The sequence below is a fragment of the Mycobacterium sp. 1245801.1 genome (assembly GCF_001673055.1).
GTDB lineage: Bacteria > Actinomycetota > Actinomycetes > Mycobacteriales > Mycobacteriaceae > Mycobacterium > Mycobacterium europaeum_A.
Map to the genome: position 1 here is coordinate 56737 of NZ_LZKY01000158.1, position 19352 is coordinate 76088.

General features: G+C 69.1%; 15 protein-coding genes and 1 riboswitch. Of the genes, 11 read left to right on the forward strand and 4 right to left on the reverse strand.

The features are described from left to right. The first annotated feature begins 17 nt into the window (after window positions 1-17). Genes A5622_RS09930 through mbtN form a run of 3 tightly spaced genes read left to right on the forward strand, consistent with a single transcriptional unit; the run spans window position 18 to window position 3027 of the window. Window positions 18-293 (forward strand): acyl carrier protein, encoded by a 276-nt coding sequence (locus tag A5622_RS09930; RefSeq protein WP_066878209.1) that lies wholly within the window; start codon window positions 18-20, stop codon window positions 291-293. Beyond that, window positions 286-1842: a long-chain-fatty acid--ACP ligase MbtM gene (gene mbtM, locus A5622_RS09935; RefSeq protein WP_066878211.1), complete on the forward strand. Its 1557-nt coding sequence runs from the start codon at window positions 286-288 to the stop codon at window positions 1840-1842. Before A5622_RS09930 ends, mbtM begins: the two co-directional genes overlap by 8 nt. A gap of 15 nt (window positions 1843-1857) precedes the next feature. Next, a complete protein-coding gene (gene mbtN, locus A5622_RS09940; RefSeq protein ID WP_066878213.1) occupies window positions 1858-3027 on the forward strand; it encodes a mycobactin biosynthesis acyl-ACP dehydrogenase MbtN in 1170 nt (389 codons plus the stop codon). Here the strand turns inward: mbtN and A5622_RS09945 are convergent. Then, window positions 2994-3611, reverse strand: a complete 618-nt coding sequence (locus A5622_RS09945; RefSeq protein ID WP_066878215.1) for a GNAT family N-acetyltransferase — start codon at window positions 3609-3611, stop codon at window positions 2994-2996. The two genes, mbtN and A5622_RS09945, sit on opposite strands and share 34 nt — an antisense overlap. A gap of 307 nt (window positions 3612-3918) precedes the next feature. On the opposite strand from A5622_RS09945, the gene A5622_RS09950 reads away from it, so the two are divergent. From A5622_RS09950 to A5622_RS09985, 8 genes are all read left to right on the forward strand, one after another. Further along, window positions 3919-5289 carry a hemolysin family protein gene (locus A5622_RS09950; RefSeq protein WP_066878217.1) on the forward strand — a complete coding sequence of 457 codons (1371 nt, stop codon included), beginning with the start codon at window positions 3919-3921 and terminating at the stop codon, window positions 5287-5289. Further along, window positions 5286-6326: a hemolysin family protein gene (locus tag A5622_RS09955; RefSeq protein ID WP_066872762.1), complete on the forward strand. Its 1041-nt coding sequence runs from the start codon at window positions 5286-5288 to the stop codon at window positions 6324-6326. The genes A5622_RS09950 and A5622_RS09955 overlap by 4 nt, the downstream gene beginning before the upstream one ends. A 291-nt stretch (window positions 6327-6617) precedes the next feature. Beyond that, the gene (locus A5622_RS09960; RefSeq protein ID WP_066878219.1) at window positions 6618-8819 is read left to right on the forward strand and encodes a malate synthase G; all 2202 of its coding nucleotides are present in this window, start codon (window positions 6618-6620) and stop codon (window positions 8817-8819) included. Window positions 8820-8920: 101 nt separating this feature from the next. Beyond that, entirely contained in the window at window positions 8921-11020 is a 2100-nt protein-coding gene (locus tag A5622_RS09965) for a substrate-binding domain-containing protein (RefSeq protein WP_066878221.1), read from the forward strand. Between the two features lie 215 nt (window positions 11021-11235). After that, the gene (locus A5622_RS09970; protein WP_066878223.1) at window positions 11236-12099 is read left to right on the forward strand and encodes an oxygenase MpaB family protein; all 864 of its coding nucleotides are present in this window, start codon (window positions 11236-11238) and stop codon (window positions 12097-12099) included. Between the two features lie 28 nt (window positions 12100-12127). Beyond that, window positions 12128-13018 carry an oxygenase MpaB family protein gene (locus A5622_RS09975; protein WP_066878225.1) on the forward strand — a complete coding sequence of 297 codons (891 nt, stop codon included), beginning with the start codon at window positions 12128-12130 and terminating at the stop codon, window positions 13016-13018. A gap of 24 nt (window positions 13019-13042) precedes the next feature. Continuing rightward, the gene (locus A5622_RS09980) at window positions 13043-14017 is read left to right on the forward strand and encodes an oxygenase MpaB family protein (protein WP_066878227.1); all 975 of its coding nucleotides are present in this window, start codon (window positions 13043-13045) and stop codon (window positions 14015-14017) included. 68 nt (window positions 14018-14085) lie between these two features. Further along, window positions 14086-14730, forward strand: a complete 645-nt coding sequence (locus A5622_RS09985) for a TetR/AcrR family transcriptional regulator (protein ID WP_066872744.1) — start codon at window positions 14086-14088, stop codon at window positions 14728-14730. 15 nt (window positions 14731-14745) lie between these two features. Here the strand turns inward: A5622_RS09985 and gcvP are convergent, their stop codons facing one another. From gcvP to A5622_RS10000, 3 genes are all read right to left on the reverse strand, one after another. Then, entirely contained in the window at window positions 14746-17577 is a 2832-nt protein-coding gene (gene gcvP, locus A5622_RS09990; RefSeq protein WP_066878228.1) for an aminomethyl-transferring glycine dehydrogenase, read from the reverse strand. Window positions 17578-17748: 171 nt separating this feature from the next. Then, window positions 17749-17846, reverse strand: a riboswitch (glycine riboswitch). Window positions 17847-17907: 61 nt separating this feature from the next. Continuing rightward, a complete protein-coding gene (locus tag A5622_RS09995) occupies window positions 17908-18537 on the reverse strand; it encodes a MerR family transcriptional regulator (RefSeq protein WP_066872738.1) in 630 nt (209 codons plus the stop codon). A gap of 273 nt (window positions 18538-18810) precedes the next feature. Next, window positions 18811-19305 carry a bifunctional nuclease family protein gene (locus A5622_RS10000; RefSeq protein WP_007771374.1) on the reverse strand — a complete coding sequence of 165 codons (495 nt, stop codon included), beginning with the start codon at window positions 19303-19305 and terminating at the stop codon, window positions 18811-18813. Between the last annotated feature and the right edge of the window lie 47 nt (window positions 19306-19352).

Sequence of the window (19352 nt, forward strand, 5' to 3'; positions counted from 1 at the left end):
TGCTAATCTACTGCGCCATGACCTCCTCTTCCCCCACCTCCTCGGCCTCCCCCGCCCACGTCAGCCCCGAGCTGCTCAGCATCCTGCGCGACGAGCTGAACGTCGACGCGGCCCGCGTGACGCCCGACGCCCGGCTGGTCGACGACGTCGGACTGGATTCGGTGGCCTTCGCCGTGGGCATGGTGGCGATCGAGGAGCGGCTGGGCGTCTCGCTGTCTGAAGAGGAACTGCTGAGCTGCGACACGGTCGCGGACCTGCAGGCCGCGATCGCCGCCAAACCCCGCGATGAGTGAACTGGCCGCGGCGCTGACGGACGCGATGCGCACGGGCACCAGCGAACTGGTTGTCTTCGACCGCGAGACGTCGACGTGGGGCCACCATCCCTGGCCGGAAGTACACGGGCTGGCCGAGAGCATCGCCGCATGGCTGCTCGATCGGGGGCGCCCGGCCGCGGTGGGGCTGGTCGGCGAGCCGACCCTCGAATTCGTCGCCGCCATCCAGGGCGCCTGGCTCGCGGGCGCCGCCGTGTCGATCCTGCCCGGTCCGGTGCGCGGCGCCGAAGGCCGGCAATGGGCGGCCTCGACGCTGGCCCGGTTCAGCGGCATCGGCGTGCGCACCGTCTTGAGCCACGGCTCGCAGCTGGACGGCTTGCAGGCGCTGGATCCGCCCGGCGACATCGTCATCGAAAGCCTTGCCGCAGCGGCAGATACGGGTCGCTCATGCGCCGCGGTTGGCGCCGACGGGAATCCGGCAATCTTGCAGGGCACGGCGGGTTCCACCGGCTCGCCCAAGACGGCCATGCTGTCGGCGGGCGCGGTGCTGGCCAACCTGCGCGGCCTCAATCAGCGCCTCTGCGTGACGCCGGCCGACGTCGGCTGCTCGTGGCTTCCGCTGTATCACGACATGGGCCTGTCATTCCTGCTCGCCTCGGTGCTGGGCGGGATGTCGCTATGGCTGGCGCCGACGGCGGCTTTCACCGCCTCGCCGTTTCGCTGGCTGAGTTGGCTCTCGGAGAGCCGGACGACGATCACCGCCGCGCCCAACTTCGCCTACAACCTGCTGGGCAGGTATGCCCGCCGGGTGTCCGACGTCGACCTGGGCGCGGTGCGGGTGGCCATCAACGGCGGCGAACCGGTCGACTGCGAGGGATTCCAACGGTTCGCCGACGCGATGGCCCCGTTCGGATTCGACGCCGGCGCCGCGACCCCGTCCTACGGGCTGGCCGAATCGACCTGCGCCGTCACCGTGCCCGCGCCGGGCACCGGGCTGCGCGTCGCCAGCGTCGCCGGCGAGACCGGTGCGCGTCGCCACGCGGTGCTGGGCCAGCCGATTCCGGGCACCGAGATCCGCATCGCGCCGCACGACGACGCCGACGGCGACATCGGTGAGATCGAGATCCGGGGCGCCTCGCTGATGGACGGGTACCGCGACCACCCGCCGCTAAACCGCGAAAACTGGCTTCCCACCGGGGATCTCGGTTTCTTCGACGAAGCCGGGCTGGTGGTGTGCGGCCGGGCCAAGGAGCTCATCACCCTCGCGGGTCGCAACATCTTCCCGACCGAGATCGAGACGGTCGCCGCCGGCGTCCGCGGGGTCCGCGAGGGCGCCGTGGTGGCGCTGGGCACCGGCGAACGGTCCGCGCGCCCGGGCCTGATCGTCGCGGCCGAATTCCGCGGGGCGGATCAGGCGGGCGCCCGCGCCGAAATCATTCAGCGCGTCGCATCCAGGTGCGGCGTCGTTCCCTCCGACGTGATCTTCATGGCACCGGGGTCGCTGCCCCGCACGTCGTCGGGCAAACTGCGCCGGCTGGAAGTCCGGCGCACTCTGGAGGCGGTGGACTAAGTGACGACAACATCCATGCCGACCGAGGCATCCGCCACCACCATCGACGACTACCGGCGCCTGCTCGCCGGCGCGTTCGACGACCGGGTGCTGGCCTGGACAGCCGAAGCCGAAGCGCGGCAACGTTTTCCGCGTGAGCTGATCGAGCACCTGGGCGCCTGCGGCGTGTTCAGCCACAAGTGGGGCACCGGACCGCTGCCCGACGTGGCCCGGCTGGTGGAACTGGCGCTGGCGCTGGGCGGGCTGTCGTCGGCCGGCATCGGGGTCGGCGTCAGCCTGCACGACTCGGCCATCTGTGTGCTGCGCCGATTCGGCAAGTCGGACTACCTCAAGGACATCTGTGAGCGGGCGATCCGCGGCCAGGCCGTGCTGTGCATCGGGGCCTCCGAGGAGTCGGGCGGGTCGGACCTGCAGATCGTTCGCACCGAAATATCCTCTCGGGACGGCGGGTTCGACGTTCGCGGCATCAAGAAGTTCGTTTCGCTGTCCCCCATCGCCGACCACATAATGGTGGTGGCCCGCAGCGTCGACCACGACTCGGCCAGCAAACACGGCAACGTCGCGCTGATCGCGGTGCCCACCGCGCAGGTCAGCGTGCAGCGGCCCTACAACAAGCTCGGCGCCGGGCCGCTGGACACCGCCGCCGTGCACATCGACACCTGGGTGCCCGCCGATGCCCTGGTCGCGCGGGCCGGCACCGGGCTGGCCGCCATCAGCTGGGGGCTGGCGCACGAACGAATGTCGATCGCCGGGCAGATCGCCGCATCGTGTCAACGGGCGATCGGAATCACCTTGGCCCGCATGATGACTCGGCGCCAGTTCGGCCACACGCTGTTCGAGCATCAGGCGTTGCGGCTGCGGATGGCGGATCTGCAGGCGCGCGTCGATCTGCTGCGACACGGACTGAACGGCATTGCGGCGCAGGGCCGTTTGGAGCTGCGTGCCGCCGCGGGCGTCAAGGTGACCGCGGCCCGCCTCGGTGAGGAAGTGATGTCGGAGTGCATGCACATCTTCGGCGGCTCGGGATATCTCGTCGACGAGACGCCGCTGGGGGCGTGGTGGCGCGACATGAAGCTGGCCCGGGTCGGTGGCGGCACCGACGAGGTGCTGTGGGAGTTGGTGGCCGCCGCGATGGCGCCCGATTACCGCGGCTACGAGTCGGTGATCGGGGCTTCCAGCGCGTAGAGCGCCATGCGCCGGTTCGTCGTGTCGTGCTCGCCGAGGAACTTGCATCCCGCGTACTCGCACAGCCGGCGGGCGGTGGTGTTGCGGTGATCGGGGTCGAACATGACCCGCCGGCAGCGGGGCTCGAGCGCGAAGACGCTCGCCACGATCCGGGGCAACAGCATCGGGCCCAGGCCGCGGTTCACCAGTTTCAGGTCCGCGATCGCGGCGTGCAGCCCCAGGTCGTACGGCTCGGCGTCGTAGTGACGGGAGATCAGATCCTTTGCGCCCCAATACAGTTCGAGGTAGGCGCAATCCCTGCCCCGGATGCTGCCGAGCAACGGCAGGGAATATGTCCCGTCCAGCTGGGCGCTCAGGTGCTGGCGCCACCGGGGCGCCGGCCAGTCGTATTCCCAGGCCTGCGCCAGATGTGGGCGATTCATCCACTCGGTCACCATGTCCACGTCCTCGAGCTGCGCCACGCGCATGGCGAAGGGTGGATCCAGCGAGGGAACCGGTGGGCGGGGGATGCGAGCCACCTCGTCGGGGATGTCGAAGCGTTCGCGCGGCAGGACGTGAATGGACGGCGTCTGAGCGTCGGGCATAGTGCGCAGAGCCTACCGGGTAAGGTTAGCCATACCATAGTTGGGCCGGGCCGATGAGCCGAGGCGGTCGGCATGCCCCGCGCCGGGCGGCGCCGTGCGGCGGCGGGCCGGGCTAGCATAAGACAGCAAAGACGGAAGCAACCGCGACCGCCCCGCCATCTGGCAGCGAAAGGATCGACGTGCCGCAGGCACCCGTGCAGGCCATCGGCTTGCGGGCGCACGGGCCGTCCGACGAACCGCGCGATGCGGAGCCTCCCCCGCCGCCTTCTCTCCTGATCGGCGTTCTCCCGTCGGGGCGGCGTAGGTCATGAACGTCACCGTCACCGTGATCAGCGTTGTGGCGATCGCGGTGCTCATTTTCGGCAACGCCGTCTTCGTCGCCGCGGAGTTCTCGCTGACCACCCTCGACCGCAGCGCGGTGGAGGCCAACGCCCGCGGCGGTGGTCGGCGGGACCGTTGGATCCGCCGCGCCCACCACCGGCTGTCGTTCCAACTGTCCGGCGCCCAGTTGGGCATCTCGGTCACCACCCTGGCGGCCGGTTACCTGACCGATCCGATGGTGGACGACCTGCCGCACCCGTGGCTGGATGCCATCGGCATACCCGACAAGGTCGGCGACGCGATCATGGCCTTTGTGGTGCTGGTGATCGTGACCTCGGTGTCGATGGTGTTCGGCGAGCTCGTCCCCAAGTACCTCGCTGTGGCCCGGCCGCTGTCCACGGCCCGCGCGGTCGTCAGCGCCCAGTTGGTGTTCTCGCTGCTGCTGACCCCGGCGATCCGCCTGACCAACGGCGCCGCCAACTGGATCGTGCGCCGGCTGGGCGTCGAACCCGCCGAGGAGTTGCGGTCGGCTCGCTCCCCGCAGGAGCTGCTGTCGCTGGTGCGTTCGTCGGCGCGCAGCGGCGCGCTGGACGCCGCCACGGCCGCCTTGGTGCGCCGCTCGCTGCAGTTCGGCACGCTCAGCGCCGAGGAACTGATGACGCCCCGCTCCAAGATCGTGGCGCTGCAGACCGACGACACGGTCGCCGACCTGGTGACCGCGGCCGCCGAGTCCGGCTTCTCCCGCTTCCCCATCGTCGACGGCGACCTCGACGAGACGGTCGGCATCGTGCACGTGAAGCAGGTGTTCGCCATCCCGCGCACCGAACGGGCCCGCACCCGGCTGGTCACGGTGGCCCAACCCGTTCCGAAGGTGCCGTCCACCCTGGACGGCGACGCGGTGATGGCCGAGATCCGGGCCAACAGCCTGCAGACCGCGCTGGTCGTCGACGAGTACGGCGGCACCGCCGGCATGGTGACCGTCGAGGACCTGATCGAAGAGATCGTCGGCGACGTCCGCGACGAGCACGACGACGCCACCCCGGACGTGGTGCCCGCCGGCAGTGGCTGGCGGGTCTCGGGCCTGCTGCGCATCGACGAGGTGGCCACCGCCATCGGTTTCCGCGCGCCGGAGGGCCCCTACGAGACCATCGGCGGCCTGGTGCTGCGCGAGATCGGTCACATCCCGGTGGCCGGTGACACGGTCAAGCTGCCCGCGCTGGACGCCGACGGCCTGCTGGACGCGGTGACCCGCTGGCAGGCGACGGTCATCCGGATGGACGGCCGCCGGATCGACCTGCTGGAGCTGATCGAACTGAGCAATCACGGCGAGGTCCCCGCCACCGGGGGGCGCCGATGAGCGACACCATGGGCCTGCTGCTGGCCTGCCTGCTGATCGGGGTGAACGCGTTCTTCGTCGGCGCGGAGTTCTCGCTGATCTCGGCGCGCCGCGACCGCCTCGAGGCGCTGGCCGAGCAGGGCAAAGCGGCCGCGGTCACGGTGATCCGCGCCGGGGAGCAACTGCCGTCGATGCTGGCCGGTGCCCAGTTGGGCGTCACGGCCGCGTCGCTGCTGCTCGGGCGGATCGGGGAGTCGGCGGTGTCCAATCTGCTGCGAACGACGCTGGGGCTGACCGGAATTCACCCGGCGCTGCTGCACACGCTGTCGTTCGCGATCGCGCTGGCGATCGTGGTGACCCTGCACGTATTGCTGGGCGAAATGGTGCCGAAGAACATCGCACTGGCCGGCCCGGAGCGCACCGCGATGCTGCTCGTGCCGCCGTACCTGGCCTACGTGCGGGCCGCCCGGCCCTTCATCGTGTTCTACAACAAATGCGCCAACGTGGTGGTGCGCGCCTTCGGCGTCGAACCCAAGGACGAGCTGGAGATCACAGTCTCACCCGTCGAGCTCAGCGAGATGATCGCGGAGTCCGAGTCCGAGGGCTTGCTGGACCGCGAGGAACGCACCCGGCTGACCCGGGCGCTGCAAATTCGCCACCGCGTGGTCGGTGACGTGGCCGTCCCCCTCGCCGCGGTGCACGCGGTTCCGGTGGCCGCGGCGGGCTCGGGGCCGACGGTCGGGGCGGTCGAGCAGGCCCTGGCCCAGACCGGCTACTCCCGGTTCCCGGTGGCCAGCGTCAGCGGCGTGTTCGTCGGATATCTGCACATCAAGGATGTGCTGACGCTCGACGACGATCCGCGGACGGTGATCGATCTGGCGATGGTGCGGCCGCTGCCGCGGCTGTCCCGGTCACTGCCGCTGGCCGACGCGCTGTCCCGGATGCGCCGCAGCAACAGCCATCTGGCGTTGGTGACCGGCGAGACCGGCGCCGTGGTCGCCATGGTGGCGATGGAAGACCTGGTTGAAGACCTCGTCGGGACCATGCGCGAGGCGTAGCGGCACTGGCCGGCCGGAACGACCGCGCGCAGCCCGTATGATCTTCACGGCTACCAGTTAAGAAAGTGCTGGAGGGCGGGCGACCGCGGGCGCGCGGAACATGCGTTGCTGGACACGGATCCCGGCGCCCGCCGCAGCGTCGTTCTTGGGGCGCTCAGCGCGGTCTGACCTGCGCCTGCCGGGTCGGGCGAATAACGCCCGCCACGCTGCGCTCGGTAGGCTTATGACATTGCCAATCTGGGCCTGTGCGGCCCATGGGCGGTCCAGTGCGGCCCGTGATGGAGGAGAATCATGACTGATCGCGTGTCGGCGGGGAACCTGCGCGTCGCCCGAGTGCTCTACGACTTCGTGAACAACGAGGCGTTGCCCGGCACCGACATCGACCCGGACAGTTTCTGGGCGGGCGTCGACAAGGTCGTCACCGACCTGACCCCCAAGAACCAGGATCTGCTGCGCCGGCGGGACGAGCTGCAGGCCCAGATCGACAAGTGGCACCGGCAGCGCGTCATCGAGCCGCTCGACATCGAGGCGTACCGCAAGTTCCTCATCGAGATCGGTTATCTGCTGCCCGAGCCCGAGGACTTCACCATCACGACGTCCGGCGTCGACGACGAGATCACCACGACGGCCGGCCCGCAGCTGGTGGTCCCGGTGCTCAACGCGCGGTTCGCGCTCAACGCCGCCAACGCCCGGTGGGGCTCGCTGTACGACGCGCTGTACGGCACCGACGTCATCCCGGAAGACGACGGCGCCGAGAAGGGGTCGAGCTACAACAAGGTCCGCGGCGACAAGGTGATCGCCTACGCGCGTAAGTTCCTCGACGAAGCGGTGCCGCTGGAATCCGGGTCGTGGGCCGACGCGACGGGCCTGTCCGTCGAGGACGGCCAGCTCAAGATCGCGACCGCCGACGGCGCCGTCGGCCTGGCCAGCCCGGAGAAGTTCGCCGGCTACACCGGCGAGCTCGGCTCCCCCAGCTGGTCGGTTTTGCTGGTGAACCACGGCCTGCACATCGAGATCCTGATCGATCCGGAATCGCCGATCGGCAAGACCGACTCGGCCGGCATCAAGGACGTGGTCCTGGAATCGGCCATCACCACGATCATGGACTTCGAGGACTCGGTGGCCGCCGTCGACGCCGACGACAAGGTGCTGGGCTACCGCAACTGGCTCGGGCTGAACAAGGGCGACCTGTCCGAAGAGGTCAGCAAGGACGGCAAGACCTTCACCCGGGTGCTCAACGAGGACCGCACCTACAAGACACCCGACGGCGAGGGCGAGCTGACCCTGCCCGGCCGCAGCCTGCTGTTCGTGCGCAACGTCGGTCACCTGATGACCAACGACGCGATCGTCTGGAGCGAGGGTGACGAAGAAAAAGAGGTGTTCGAGGGCATCATGGATGCGCTGTTCACCGGGCTGACCGCGATCCACGGGCTCAAGACCGGTGACGCGAACGGCCCGCTGGCCAACAGCCGCACCGGGTCCATCTACATCGTCAAGCCCAAGATGCATGGACCCGACGAGGTCGCCTACACCTGCGAGCTGTTCAGCCGCGTCGAAGACGTTCTCGGCCTGCCCCAGGGCACCCTGAAGGTCGGCATCATGGACGAGGAACGGCGCACCACCGTCAACCTCAAGGCCTGCATCAAGGCCGCGGCCGACCGGGTCGTGTTCATCAACACCGGCTTCCTGGACCGCACCGGCGACGAAATCCACACCTCGATGGAGGCCGGCCCGATGATCCGCAAGGGGGCGATGAAGAACAGCACCTGGATCAAGGCCTACGAGGACGCCAACGTCGACATCGGGCTGGCGGCCGGCTTCAAGGGCAAGGCCCAGATCGGTAAGGGCATGTGGGCGATGACCGAGCTGATGGCCGACATGGTCGAGCAGAAGATCGGCCAGCCCAAGGCGGGCGCGACCACCGCGTGGGTGCCCTCGCCGACGGCGGCCACCCTGCACGCGATGCACTACCACTACGTCGACGTCGGCGCCGTGCAGGAGGAACTCGCCGGCAAGAAGCGCACCAAGATCGAGGAGTTGCTGACCATCCCGCTGGCCAAGGAACTGGCCTGGGCCTCCGAGGAGATCCGCGAAGAGGTCGACAACAACTGCCAGTCCATCCTGGGCTACGTGGTGCGCTGGGTGGCCCAGGGCGTCGGCTGCTCCAAGGTGCCCGACATCCACGACGTGGCGCTCATGGAAGACCGTGCCACGCTGCGGATTTCGAGCCAGCTGCTGGCCAACTGGCTGCGCCACGGGGTGATCACCGAGGAGGACGTGCGGGCCAGCCTGGAGCGGATGGCCCCGCTGGTCGACGAGCAGAACGCCAAGGACGCGGCCTACCAGCCGATGGCGCCCAACTTCGACGACAGCCTGGCCTTCCTCGCCGCCCAGGATCTGATCCTGACCGGAACGCAGCAGCCCAACGGCTACACCGAGCCGATCCTGCATCGCCGTCGGCGGGAAGCCAAGGCAGCCGGCCCGCAGAATTGAGCCCGCGCTCAGTTCGGGTTCGAAACGTGGCATAGCGCCGCCGATGACTAAGATCGGCGCCGAGTTAACGATGGATCGACGGAAAGGCCGAGGGCACTGCTATGGGTAGGCACAGTGCGCCCGACCCTGACGACTCCCTCGACGAGCCATCTCGCGACGACGCCGTCGACGAGCCGTCTCGAGGGCACGAGGCAGGAGATCACCGCCGGGATGCCGGCGCGGATTCGGAAGCCGACCTCTACTCGGACGACGATGACTACGCCGATGAGGGCGACCATGCCGACGAGGGTGGTTACTACTCCGCCGAGCGTGGCCATCCCGACGACGCCTACCCGGCCGAGGATGCCTTCGCAGCCGGCGCCGCCGACGACTACCCGGAGTTCCCGTCGCGGCAGGCGGCCCCGTCGAAGCCTGAGCCGGCGGCCGCATCGCCGTCGCTCTTCCGGGGCGGGCATCGCGGGCTCGGCGATTGGCGGGGCGGTCACCGCAGTGAGGCCGGCCGTCGCGGCGTCAGCATCGGCGTGATCGTGGCGCTGGTCGCGGTCGTGGTCGTGGTGGGAGCGGTCATCCTGTGGAGCTTCTTCGGTGACGCGTTGTCCAAGCGTTCACACAAGGCGGCCGGCGGCTGCGTCGGGGGTCAGGAAACGGTGCCCGTCGTGGCCGATCCGTCCATCGCCGATGCCATCGGGCAATTCGCGGAGAGCTACAACAAATCCGCCGGGCCGATCGGTGACCGCTGCATGGTGGTGAGCGTCAAGCCGGCCAACTCCGACGCCGTGCTGAACGGTTTCATCGGCAAGTGGCCCGCGGAACTGGGCGGCCAGCCGGCGCTGTGGATTCCGGGCAGTTCGATCTCCGCCGCGCGACTCGCCGGCGCCACGGCGCAAAAGACCGTCACCGAGAGCCATTCGCTGGCCACCTCGCCGGTGGTGCTGGCCATCCGTCCCCAACTCGCGCCGGCCCTGGCCAACCAGAACTGGGCGGCGCTACCCGGGCTGCAAACTAATCCGAATGCACTGGCGGGGCTGAATTTACCGGGGTGGGGCCCGCTGCGCCTGGCGCTGCCGATGAACGGCAATGCGGACGCGTCGTTTCTGGCCGGCGAGGCGGTGGCGGCCGCGTCGGTGCCGCCCGGCGCGCCGGTGACGCAGGGCACCGGCGCGGTGCGCAGCCTGTTGAGCGCGCAACCCAAGCTGGCCGACAACTCGCTGACCGAGGCGATGAACACCCTGCTGAAGCCCGGTGACGCCGCAACCGCGCCGGTGCACGCGGTGGTCACCACCGAACAGCAACTGTTCCAGCGCGGGCAATCGTTGCCAGACGCCAAGGGCGCCTTGGCCTTCTGGCTGCCGCCCGGGTCCGCGGCGGTTGCCGACTACCCCACCGTCCTGCTCAGCGGCTCGTGGCTCACCCGCGAACAGGCCTCGGCGGCCAGCGAGTTCTCGCGATTCATGCACAAGTCCGACCAGCAGGCCAAGCTGGCCAAGGCCGGCTTCCGCGTCAACGGGGTGAAACCGCCGAGTAGCCCGGTCACCAATTTCCCGTCGCTGCCCGCGGCGCTGTCGGTGGGCGACGACGCGATGCGCGCCACGCTCGCCGAGGCGATGGCCAGCCCGTCGAGCGGGCAGGCCACGACCATCATGCTCGACCAGTCGATGCCCGGTCAGGAAGGTGGAAAAACCCGCCTGGCCAACGTGATCGGGGCGCTGCAGGACCGGATCAAGGCGCTGCCCGCGTCCGCGGTGGTGGGCCTGTGGACGTTCGACGGCCACGAGGGCCGGTCGGAGGTGGCCAGCGGCCCGTTGTCCGACCCCGTTAACGGTCAGCCGCGTTCGGCCGCGCTGGCCGCCGCGCTGGACAAGCAGTACTCGTCGGGTGGTGGCGCGGTGTCATTCACCACCCTGCGGATGCTCTACCAGGACATGCAGGCCAATTATCATGCGGGCCAGAACAATTCGATCCTGTTGATCACCGCGGGGCCACACACCGATCAGACGCTGGACGGGGCGGGGCTACAGGACTTCATCCGCAAGAGTGCCGATCCGGCCAAGCCCATCGCGGTGAACGTCATCGATTTCGGGGCCGACCCGGACCGCGCGACCTGGGAAGCGGTCGCCCAACTCAGTGGCGGCAGCTACCAGAACCTCGCGACGTCGGCGGCCCCCGACCTCGCGTCGGCGGTCAACAACTTTCTGAGCTGACAGCGCTGACCGGCCGGGCCCACCCAGCTCGTAGCCGATGCGGCGGGACGCGAAAGCGAAGATCACGGTCGTTGCGCGATCAGTGCGGCGTTCGCATGCCGATCCCGGATGAATCCGCCGCCGCCCCTGTCCAACGACGGCGGTCTGTGCCAGACTCCACGATAGAATCCGCCTTGATTTCTATCAGGCGTGGGCTGAGGGAGACGTAGTCGAAGATGTCCGCTGCACCAGCCGGCCCGGCGCTGACGCCGGCATTGCACCCGATCGGTCCCGGTTCGGCGACGTGGCGGCGCGGCATCGACTGGCGGATGCCGCTCGCCAGCCGAGCGACGCTGTTGCTGCAAGTGGCGCACCCGGTGGTCGGCGCCGGGGTGATCGATCATTCGGAGTTCCTCAGGGACAGGTGGGGGCGCATCTCGCGGACACTGGCCGCGGTGCGGCGCTATCACGGATTTCACGGGCCGCAGGCCGCCGTCGCCGAGGGTCAGCGGCTTCGCGACGTGCACCGCAACATCTCCGGGATGGACGCGCTCGGGCGCAGCTATCACGCACTGAATCCGGACGCGTACCTGTGGGCGCATGCCACCACCTATGCGGGTGCCGCCGACGTGCGCCGGGTGTTCGGCGGGACGCTCGACGACGCGACCGAGGACGCGTTGTTTCGCGAGTGGCGAGACGTCGCGGGGATCCTGCGCATCCCCGAACGGGTGATCCCGCAGACGCGGGCGGCGTTCTGGGATTACTACCACGACACCGTCGAACGCCGTCTGGAACGCAACGCCGCGACCGAACTGCTCCTGGAACTGGACCGCTATCCGATGCCCGTGCCGCCCGGCGTGCGTGTGCCACAACTGGTGTGGAATTCGGCCGCGGCTCCGCTGGCCGCGCTGCTGAGGCTGACCACCGCCGGACTGTTGCCGGCGACCCTCCGGGAACGGCTGCGCATCGAGTGGACTGCCGAACGCAAACAGCGGTTTGAGCGCGCGGTGGTCGCGGTGCGGGCATTGGACCGCGCGCTGCCCGCCAGGGTCCGCTACCCCGCGGCGCACCGCGGCGAGCCGGTCTTCGAATCCGTCTGAGCTGTCAATTAATTCAGGAAGGCACAGCATGGCCCATCCCCTGCCCACCGGCCCGGAGGACGCGGCGGTGCCGCCGGATCGGGGCGCCCGGCGGGCGGACACCGATTCCCTCGACACGGCGTTTCTGGCCGAGGAGATGTCGCCGTGGCTGTCCCCGGCCTACGGTGCGGCGAACGTCGTGATGCAACTGGCGAATCCGGGTGTGGCCTATGGGGTGATGGAGAGCAAGGTCGACAGCGGCAACCTGTACAAGCATCCCTTCAAAAGGGCCCGCACCACCTTCACCTACATCGCGGTGGCCATCGCCGGCAATGCCAACGACCGCAAAATCTATCGGGACGCGGTCAACGCCGCACACGTCCAGGTGCGCTCCGGGCCGCAAAGCCCGGTGCGCTACAACGCCTTCGACCCCGCGCTTCAGCTCTGGGTGGCCTCCTGCATGGCCGCGGTCTTCGAGGACACCCGCAAGCTGCGGGGCGGCCGCTCGCGGCGCGACCCCGAGGCGGTGCACCGGGCCGCGTCGGTGTTCGCCACCACGCTGCAGGTGCCGCGGGACATGTGGCCCGCCGACCTGGACGCAGCCGCCCGCTATTGGCAGGACCAACTCAATCGGCTCCACTTCGACGACCGGATGCGCAGCTATCTGACCGGCATCGCGCGCCTCGATTTCCTGCCCGCACCCATCCCGGCGCTGTTCGGCGGATGGAACCTGTTCATGACGCTGGGCTACCTGCCCCCGCAGCTGCGCGACAAGCTCGGGTTCGCCTGGTCGGACGCGCAGCAACGCCGATTCGACCGTTGGCAGCGCATCTTCGGGCTGCTGGACCTGTTCACACCGCGGTTCCTGGTGCGCCTCGGCGTACACGCGGTGGTGTGGGACATGCGATTGCGTCATCGGATCGGCGCGACGGTGGTGTGACCGACCAGCTCAAGGAGGACCGGCATGACGACGACGGCGAGTTTTTATGGCAGCGTGGCCGGCGCGGCGTCGAAACCGGACGCGGCGCGCCGGGAACTGGCGGACGACGTGCGGTGGTTCGCGGGCTCGCCCTTGGCGGCGGCGTTCGGCCGCCTCGCCCTCGACCAGGTGGCGCACCGCGAAATCGCGGCGGCGGTGGACCGCAGCGGACGGTTCGCGGACAACTTCACCGACCGTGGCATCCGCAGTTTCGCATTCACCGCCCTGGCGACCTTCGGCGACAGTTCGGACGCGCGGACGTCGCGGGACGACCTGAAGCGACTGCATCGAGACGTGCGGGGCGCCGGCAAGGACTCGTTCAGCGACACCCGTTACAGCGCACTGAATCCCGACGTGTGGATCTGGGTGGCGGTGAGCGGCCTGAACCTGTTGTATCAGGCCTATCTGCGGGTGTGCGGTCGCCGGCTCACCGCGGCCGAGAAGGAGGTCGTCTACCAGACGCTGCGGGGCGAACTGCAGTTCCTGGAATTGCCCAGTAAGCAGGCGAAGCTGCCGGCGACCCTGCACGACATGCTCGAGTACTACGACTCCGTCGCCGTGAAAGACCTGGCGGACAACGAATTTCTGCAATTCGCCAATCGCAGTTTCGTCGCGCCGCCCATCCCGAAGTTGTTGGTAGCCAAACAAGTTCGGCCACTGCTGCGATTGGTGTGGCCGGTGATGACGACGCTGGCGTCGCGGCCGGTGGTCGTGTGTTCCGCCGCGGTCGCCCATCCGACCATGCGCGAGCTGCTGGGCGTGCGGTGGGGTGCGCGCGAGCAATTCGAGTTCGCCGTCTACGTTGCCGCGTTGCAGCTGGGCTGGCGATGGTTGCCCCGACGGCTCGCCCTGGAGCCGTTGGCCTACAACCGCTACCAGTACGAGCGGCTGCGCGACCGGTATCGCTCGGTGCTGCTGGATTCCTTCGCCGCGCCCGACCGGCCTGATTCGGCACACTAGGTCGCGAAGCGCCCGGCGGCGCCCGATAGCGCACAATCGTCGTGACACCCCGATCGGCTGGAGGCCAGATGGTAGACCCCGCGATGCTGCTCGGCTTGGTGCCCGACGGCCTGGCCACCCTCGATCCGACCGCCCGCACCATCGTCACCGCGGCGCGCACCTGCTTTACCGAGCGCGGATTCTCCAACACCACCATGCAGGACATCGCCGACACCGCCGGTGTCGGCGTCGCCACGGTCTACCGCCGGTTCCGGCACAAGCGAAACCTGGTGCGGCTGACCATCATGGACGAGTCGCTACGGCTCAGCACGCTGGTCTCCGAGGTCGCCGGCCGGGCGTCGACACCGCAGGAAGGGATCGCCGAAGTCTTCGCCGCCTTCGTTCACGAAGCCTCGGCGCCCAAGCTGCTGACCCGAAGCATCCGCGAATCACCCGCCGCCGGTGAGCTGACCGCCTACCTGACCGATGAGAACCTGATCGCCATGACCCGCGGCTACATCGCCACGTGGCTTCGCCGCTGGCAGGAGCGCGGCGAGCTGGCGGCCGATCTCGACACCGAGATCGTCGGCGAGATGATCGGGCGGCTGATCATTTCGCTGATCAAGACGCCGCAATCGGCCATCCCGATTTACAACCTGAGCCAGGCCCGCGATTTCGCCCGCCGGTATCTGGTGCCGTTGGTGGTGCCGGCCCCGGCGACGACGCCCGGCTGAGGGCCGGCCGGACCGTCAGGCGAACGCCTCCACCGGCGGGCACGAGCAGACCAGATTGCGGTCGCCGTAGGCGCCGTCGATGCGACGCACCGGCGGCCAGATCTTCGGCCGGAACTCCTTGCCCAGCGGGTAGGCAGCCTGCTCCCGGGTGTACGGGTGGTCCCAGTCGCTGACCACCAGGCACTCGGCCGTGTGGGGTGCACCGCGCAGCGGGTTGTCTTCAGCAGGCCACTCCCCCGCGCCCACCCGGTCGATCTCGGCGCGGATGGCGATCATCGCGTCACAGAACGCGTCGACCTCGGTCAGGCTCTCGCTCTCGGTGGGCTCCACCATCAGCGTGCCGGCCACCGGGAAGCTCATGGTCGGTGCGTGAAACCCGTAGTCCGCCAAGCGCTTTGCCACGTCGTCGACGGTGACTCCGGTGGACTTGGTGATGCCCCGCAGGTCAACGATGCACTCGTGGGCGACCATGCCGTTCTCGCCGGTGTAGAGCACCGGGAAGTACTCGTCGAGTCGCCGGGCGATGTAGTTGGCCGAGGTGATCGCGGTCAGCGAGGCCGCGCGCAGCCCCTCGGCGCCCATCATCCTGATGTAGGCCCAGCTGATCGGCAGGATCGAGGCCGACCCGTAGGGCGCCGCGGACACCGGGTGGCCCTGGGGTAGTTCGGGGGCGTACGGATGCCCGGGCAGGAACGGCGCCAGGTGCGCGCGCACCGCCACCGGCCCCACGCCGGGCCCCCCGCCGCCGTGCGGGATGCAGAACGTCTTGTGCAGGTTCAGGTGGCTGACGTCGCCGCCGAACTTGCCCGGCCGGGCCAACCCGACCAGCGCGTTGAGGTTGGCGCCGTCGACGTACACCTGGCCGCCGGCGTCGTGCACCGCGGCGCAGATCTCGGCGATGTCGTGCTCGTAGACGCCGTGCGTGGACGGATAGGTGATCATCAACGTGGACAGCCGGTCGCGGTGCTCGCCGACCTTGGCGCGCAGGTCCTCGAGATCCACGTCGCCGTTGGTGTGGCAGGCCACCACCACGACCCGCATCCCGGCCAGGGCCGCCGAGGCCGCGTTGGTGCCGTGTGCGCTGGACGGGATGAGGCAGATGTCGCGGTGCGGTTCCCCGCGGCTGGCGTGGTAATCGTGAATGGCCAGCAGGCCGGCGTACTCGCCCTGCGACCCGGCGTTGGGCTGCAGCGAGACGGCGTCGTAGCCGGTGATCTGCACCAGCCAGGTCTCCAAGTCGGCGATCAGGCGCCGCAGCCCGGGGGTGTCGGACGCCGGCGCGAAGGGATGCTGGCGGGCGAATTCCGGCCAGGTGATGGGCTCCATCTCCGCGGCGGCGTTCAGCTTCATGGTGCACGACCCGAGCGGAATCATGCTGCGGTCCAACGCGATATCCTTGTCGGCCAGCGCGCGCAGGTAGCGCATCATCGCGGTCTCGGTGCGGTACTGGGTGAAGGCGGGGTGGGTGAGGAACTCCGACGTGCGGGTGACGATGCCGGCGTCGGCACCCGCCTGCCCGGTAGGTCGCACCCCGAAGGCGTCGAGCACGGCGGCGACGTGCTCGTCGGTGGTGGCCTCGTCGCAGGCCACCGACACGTGGTCGTCGTCGACCCGCCACAGGTTGATGCCCTTGGCCTTGGCCGCGGCGATCACCTCGGCGGCGCGCCCGGGCACCCTGGCCAGCACGGTGTCGAAGTACTTGTCGTGCACCAGCGCATCGCCGAGCGCGGCGGCGATAGCCCCGGCGTGGCCGTGGACGCGGCGCGCGATCGCCGTCAGCCCCTCGGCGCCGTGGTAGCTGGCGTACATCGCGGCCATCACCGCCAGCAGCACCTGCGCGGTACAGATGTTGCTGGTCGCCTTGTCGCGGCGGATGTGCTGTTCGCGCGTCTGCAGCGCCAGCCGGTAGGCGGGCGAACCGTCGGCGTCCAGCGACACCCCGACCAGCCGGCCCGGCAGCTGACGCGCGTGGTTGGCGTGCACCGCCAGGTAGCCGGCGTGTGGTCCCCCGAATCCCATTGGCACGCCGAATCTTTGGGTGCTGCCGAAGGCGACGTCGGCGCCGATCTCACCGGGCGGCGTGACCAGCGTCATGGCGAGCAGGTCGGCGCCGATGGCGACCAATGCGCCGCGCTCGTGGGCCTGCTCGACCAGGGCCGACCAGTCGGTGACCCGGCCGCTGGCCCCCGGCAGCTGGGCGATGACGCCGAAGAAGTCCCCGTCGGGCAGGCCGTCACGCAGGTCGGCGGTGACGATCTCGATGCCCAGCGGCTTGGCCCGGGTGGCCACGATGGCCGCGGTCTGGGTGAACAGGTCGGCGTCCATCACCAGGCGGTTGGCCTTGCCACGAGCCGCCCGGTGCATCAGCGTCATGGCCTCCGCCGCCGCGGTGCCCTCGTCCAGCATCGAGGCGTTGGCGACCTCGAGGCCGGTGAGGTCGGCGACCATCGTCTGGAAATTCAGCAGCGCCTCGAGCCGGCCCTGGCTGATCTCCGGCTGGTACGGCGTGTAGGCGGTGTACCAGGCCGGGTTCTCCAGGATGTTGCGCAGCAATACCGGCGGGGTGAGCGTGTCGTAGTAGCCCTGCCCGATCATGGACACGGCCACCGTGTTGGCCTCGGCCAGCGACCGCAGCTCGGCCAGCGCCTCGGTCTCGGTGGCCGCCGGCGGCAGTTGGTCCAGACCGGGTGCGACGCCGCCGTCGCCGCGCCGGTCCAGGATGCCGGCCGGCACCGCCTTGGCGGCCAGGTCGTCCAGCGAGTCGACACCGATGACGGCGAGCATGGCCGCGACGGCCTGACTGTCCGGGCCGATGTGCCGAGCTGCGAAGGTGAATTGATCGGACACTGGAACTCCTGTGTGGGCGGGCGAAGACGGATCGGGGCAGAGGACTAACGGCCCTCTCCCTCTGTCTTCACCCATCGCCGGGCGCCTGAGAGATTCGGCGCCCGCTACCGAGCGCCTTTCCCCATCGGCGGGTGCGGACCCACGGGTCCACGCCGCTTTCCAGAGGCATCATGATGTCGCGCGGTCCGGGTGCCTGAGAGGTTGACGGAGAGGTGTTGCTCCTTCGGCGTCCGTGACTGGCAGCCACGAAACTCTCCCGCACGAAAGCGATGCGCTGCCCAGCTTACTCGGCCGCGCGAAGCGCCACGTCGCGCGTGGCGCGGTGCGCCGTCAGCCGATCTTGCGGTCGCGGTGCTTGCGCCGGGACGCCAGCTCGTCCTCGGGCTCGGCGATCGATTCGCCGCCGTCGGCCCGCTCGCCGGGGAAGTCCGCGATGACGCCGGTCAGCTCGCGCATGGCGCCGGACACGGCGATGCCGAAAACGCCCTGCCCGCCCTGCAGCAGGTCGACGACCTCTTCGGCCGAGGTGCACTCGTAAACGGTGGTGCCGTCGGAGAACAGGGTGATGTTGGCCAGGTCCTGGACGCCGCGCTGGCGCAGGTGATCGACGGCGACGCGGATGTTGTGCAACGAGATCCCGGTGTCCAGCAACCGCTTGACGATCTTGAGGACCAGGATGTCCTTGAACGAGTAGAGGCGCTGGCTGCCCGAGCCCGCCGCGCTGCGGATCGACGGGACCACCAGTGAGGTGCGGGCCCAGTAGTCCAGCTGGCGGTAGGTGATGCCGGCGATCTGGCAGGCGCTCGGACCGCGGTATCCGACCAGCTCGTCGGGCACAGAGTCGTCCGGGAAAAGGCCGGGCTGCACGGGTGCGCTGGCTACGGTGACACTGCGGTCACTGGGCGCCGGGTTAGCGCTGTCCGCTAGGTTGAGCTGCTCTTGGCGTGGCTGCTCGCTCACGGTGGTTCCTCTCCGCGATCGCGCTCTCGTCGTTGGCTGCGTCTGAAGGCTGCATCGCAGCCACGTTTGCTCAAGCCCGAGTGCTAGTAGAGCTTACGCTCTGTAGATAGCCACCGCGCCTGTAGTCGCGATCAAAGTATGGCCGCCGCGGGGCCAAGTCGGCGAGCTATCCGCCAGCGTGTCGAGATCACGGTGCTGTTTGAGACGCATCCGTGATGTCGCCATCCAGGCTAAACCAGCCGGCACCCCGATCCCAAAGCGCTGGTAACAGGCTTAGGTGGCTTTGAAGTCGTCCGGAGACACGCTGTCGAGAAATTCCTTGAACTTCTCCACCTCGTCCTCGCGGACGGCGGTGCCGCCTTCCTCGTCGCTCTCGTCCGGAATCAGCAGGCCGGCCTGGGCAAGCACGCCTTCCTCGACGTAGATGGGCACGCCGACGCGCAGCGCGATCGCCACCGAGTCCGAGGGGCGGGCCGACACGGTGATGTTGCGGTCGAACACCAGGTCGGCGTAGAAAGTGCCCTCTTGTAGATCGACGATCCGCACCTCTTTCAACGAATGTCCAAGGGCGGCAATGACATCCCTGATCAAATCGTGCGTCAACGGGCGCGGGGGCTCGACGCCTTGCTGTTCCAGGGCGATGGCGGCGGCCTCCGACTGACCGATCCAGATCGGAAGGTAACGGTCGCCGTTGGTTTCGCGCAGTAACAACACCGGCTGGTTCTGCGGCTGCTCTACGCGAATGCCGACAACACGAACTTCACCCATTTGTGTCTGCCCTCCGCATTGTGGCGCCGGTTGGATTGGTTACTCGC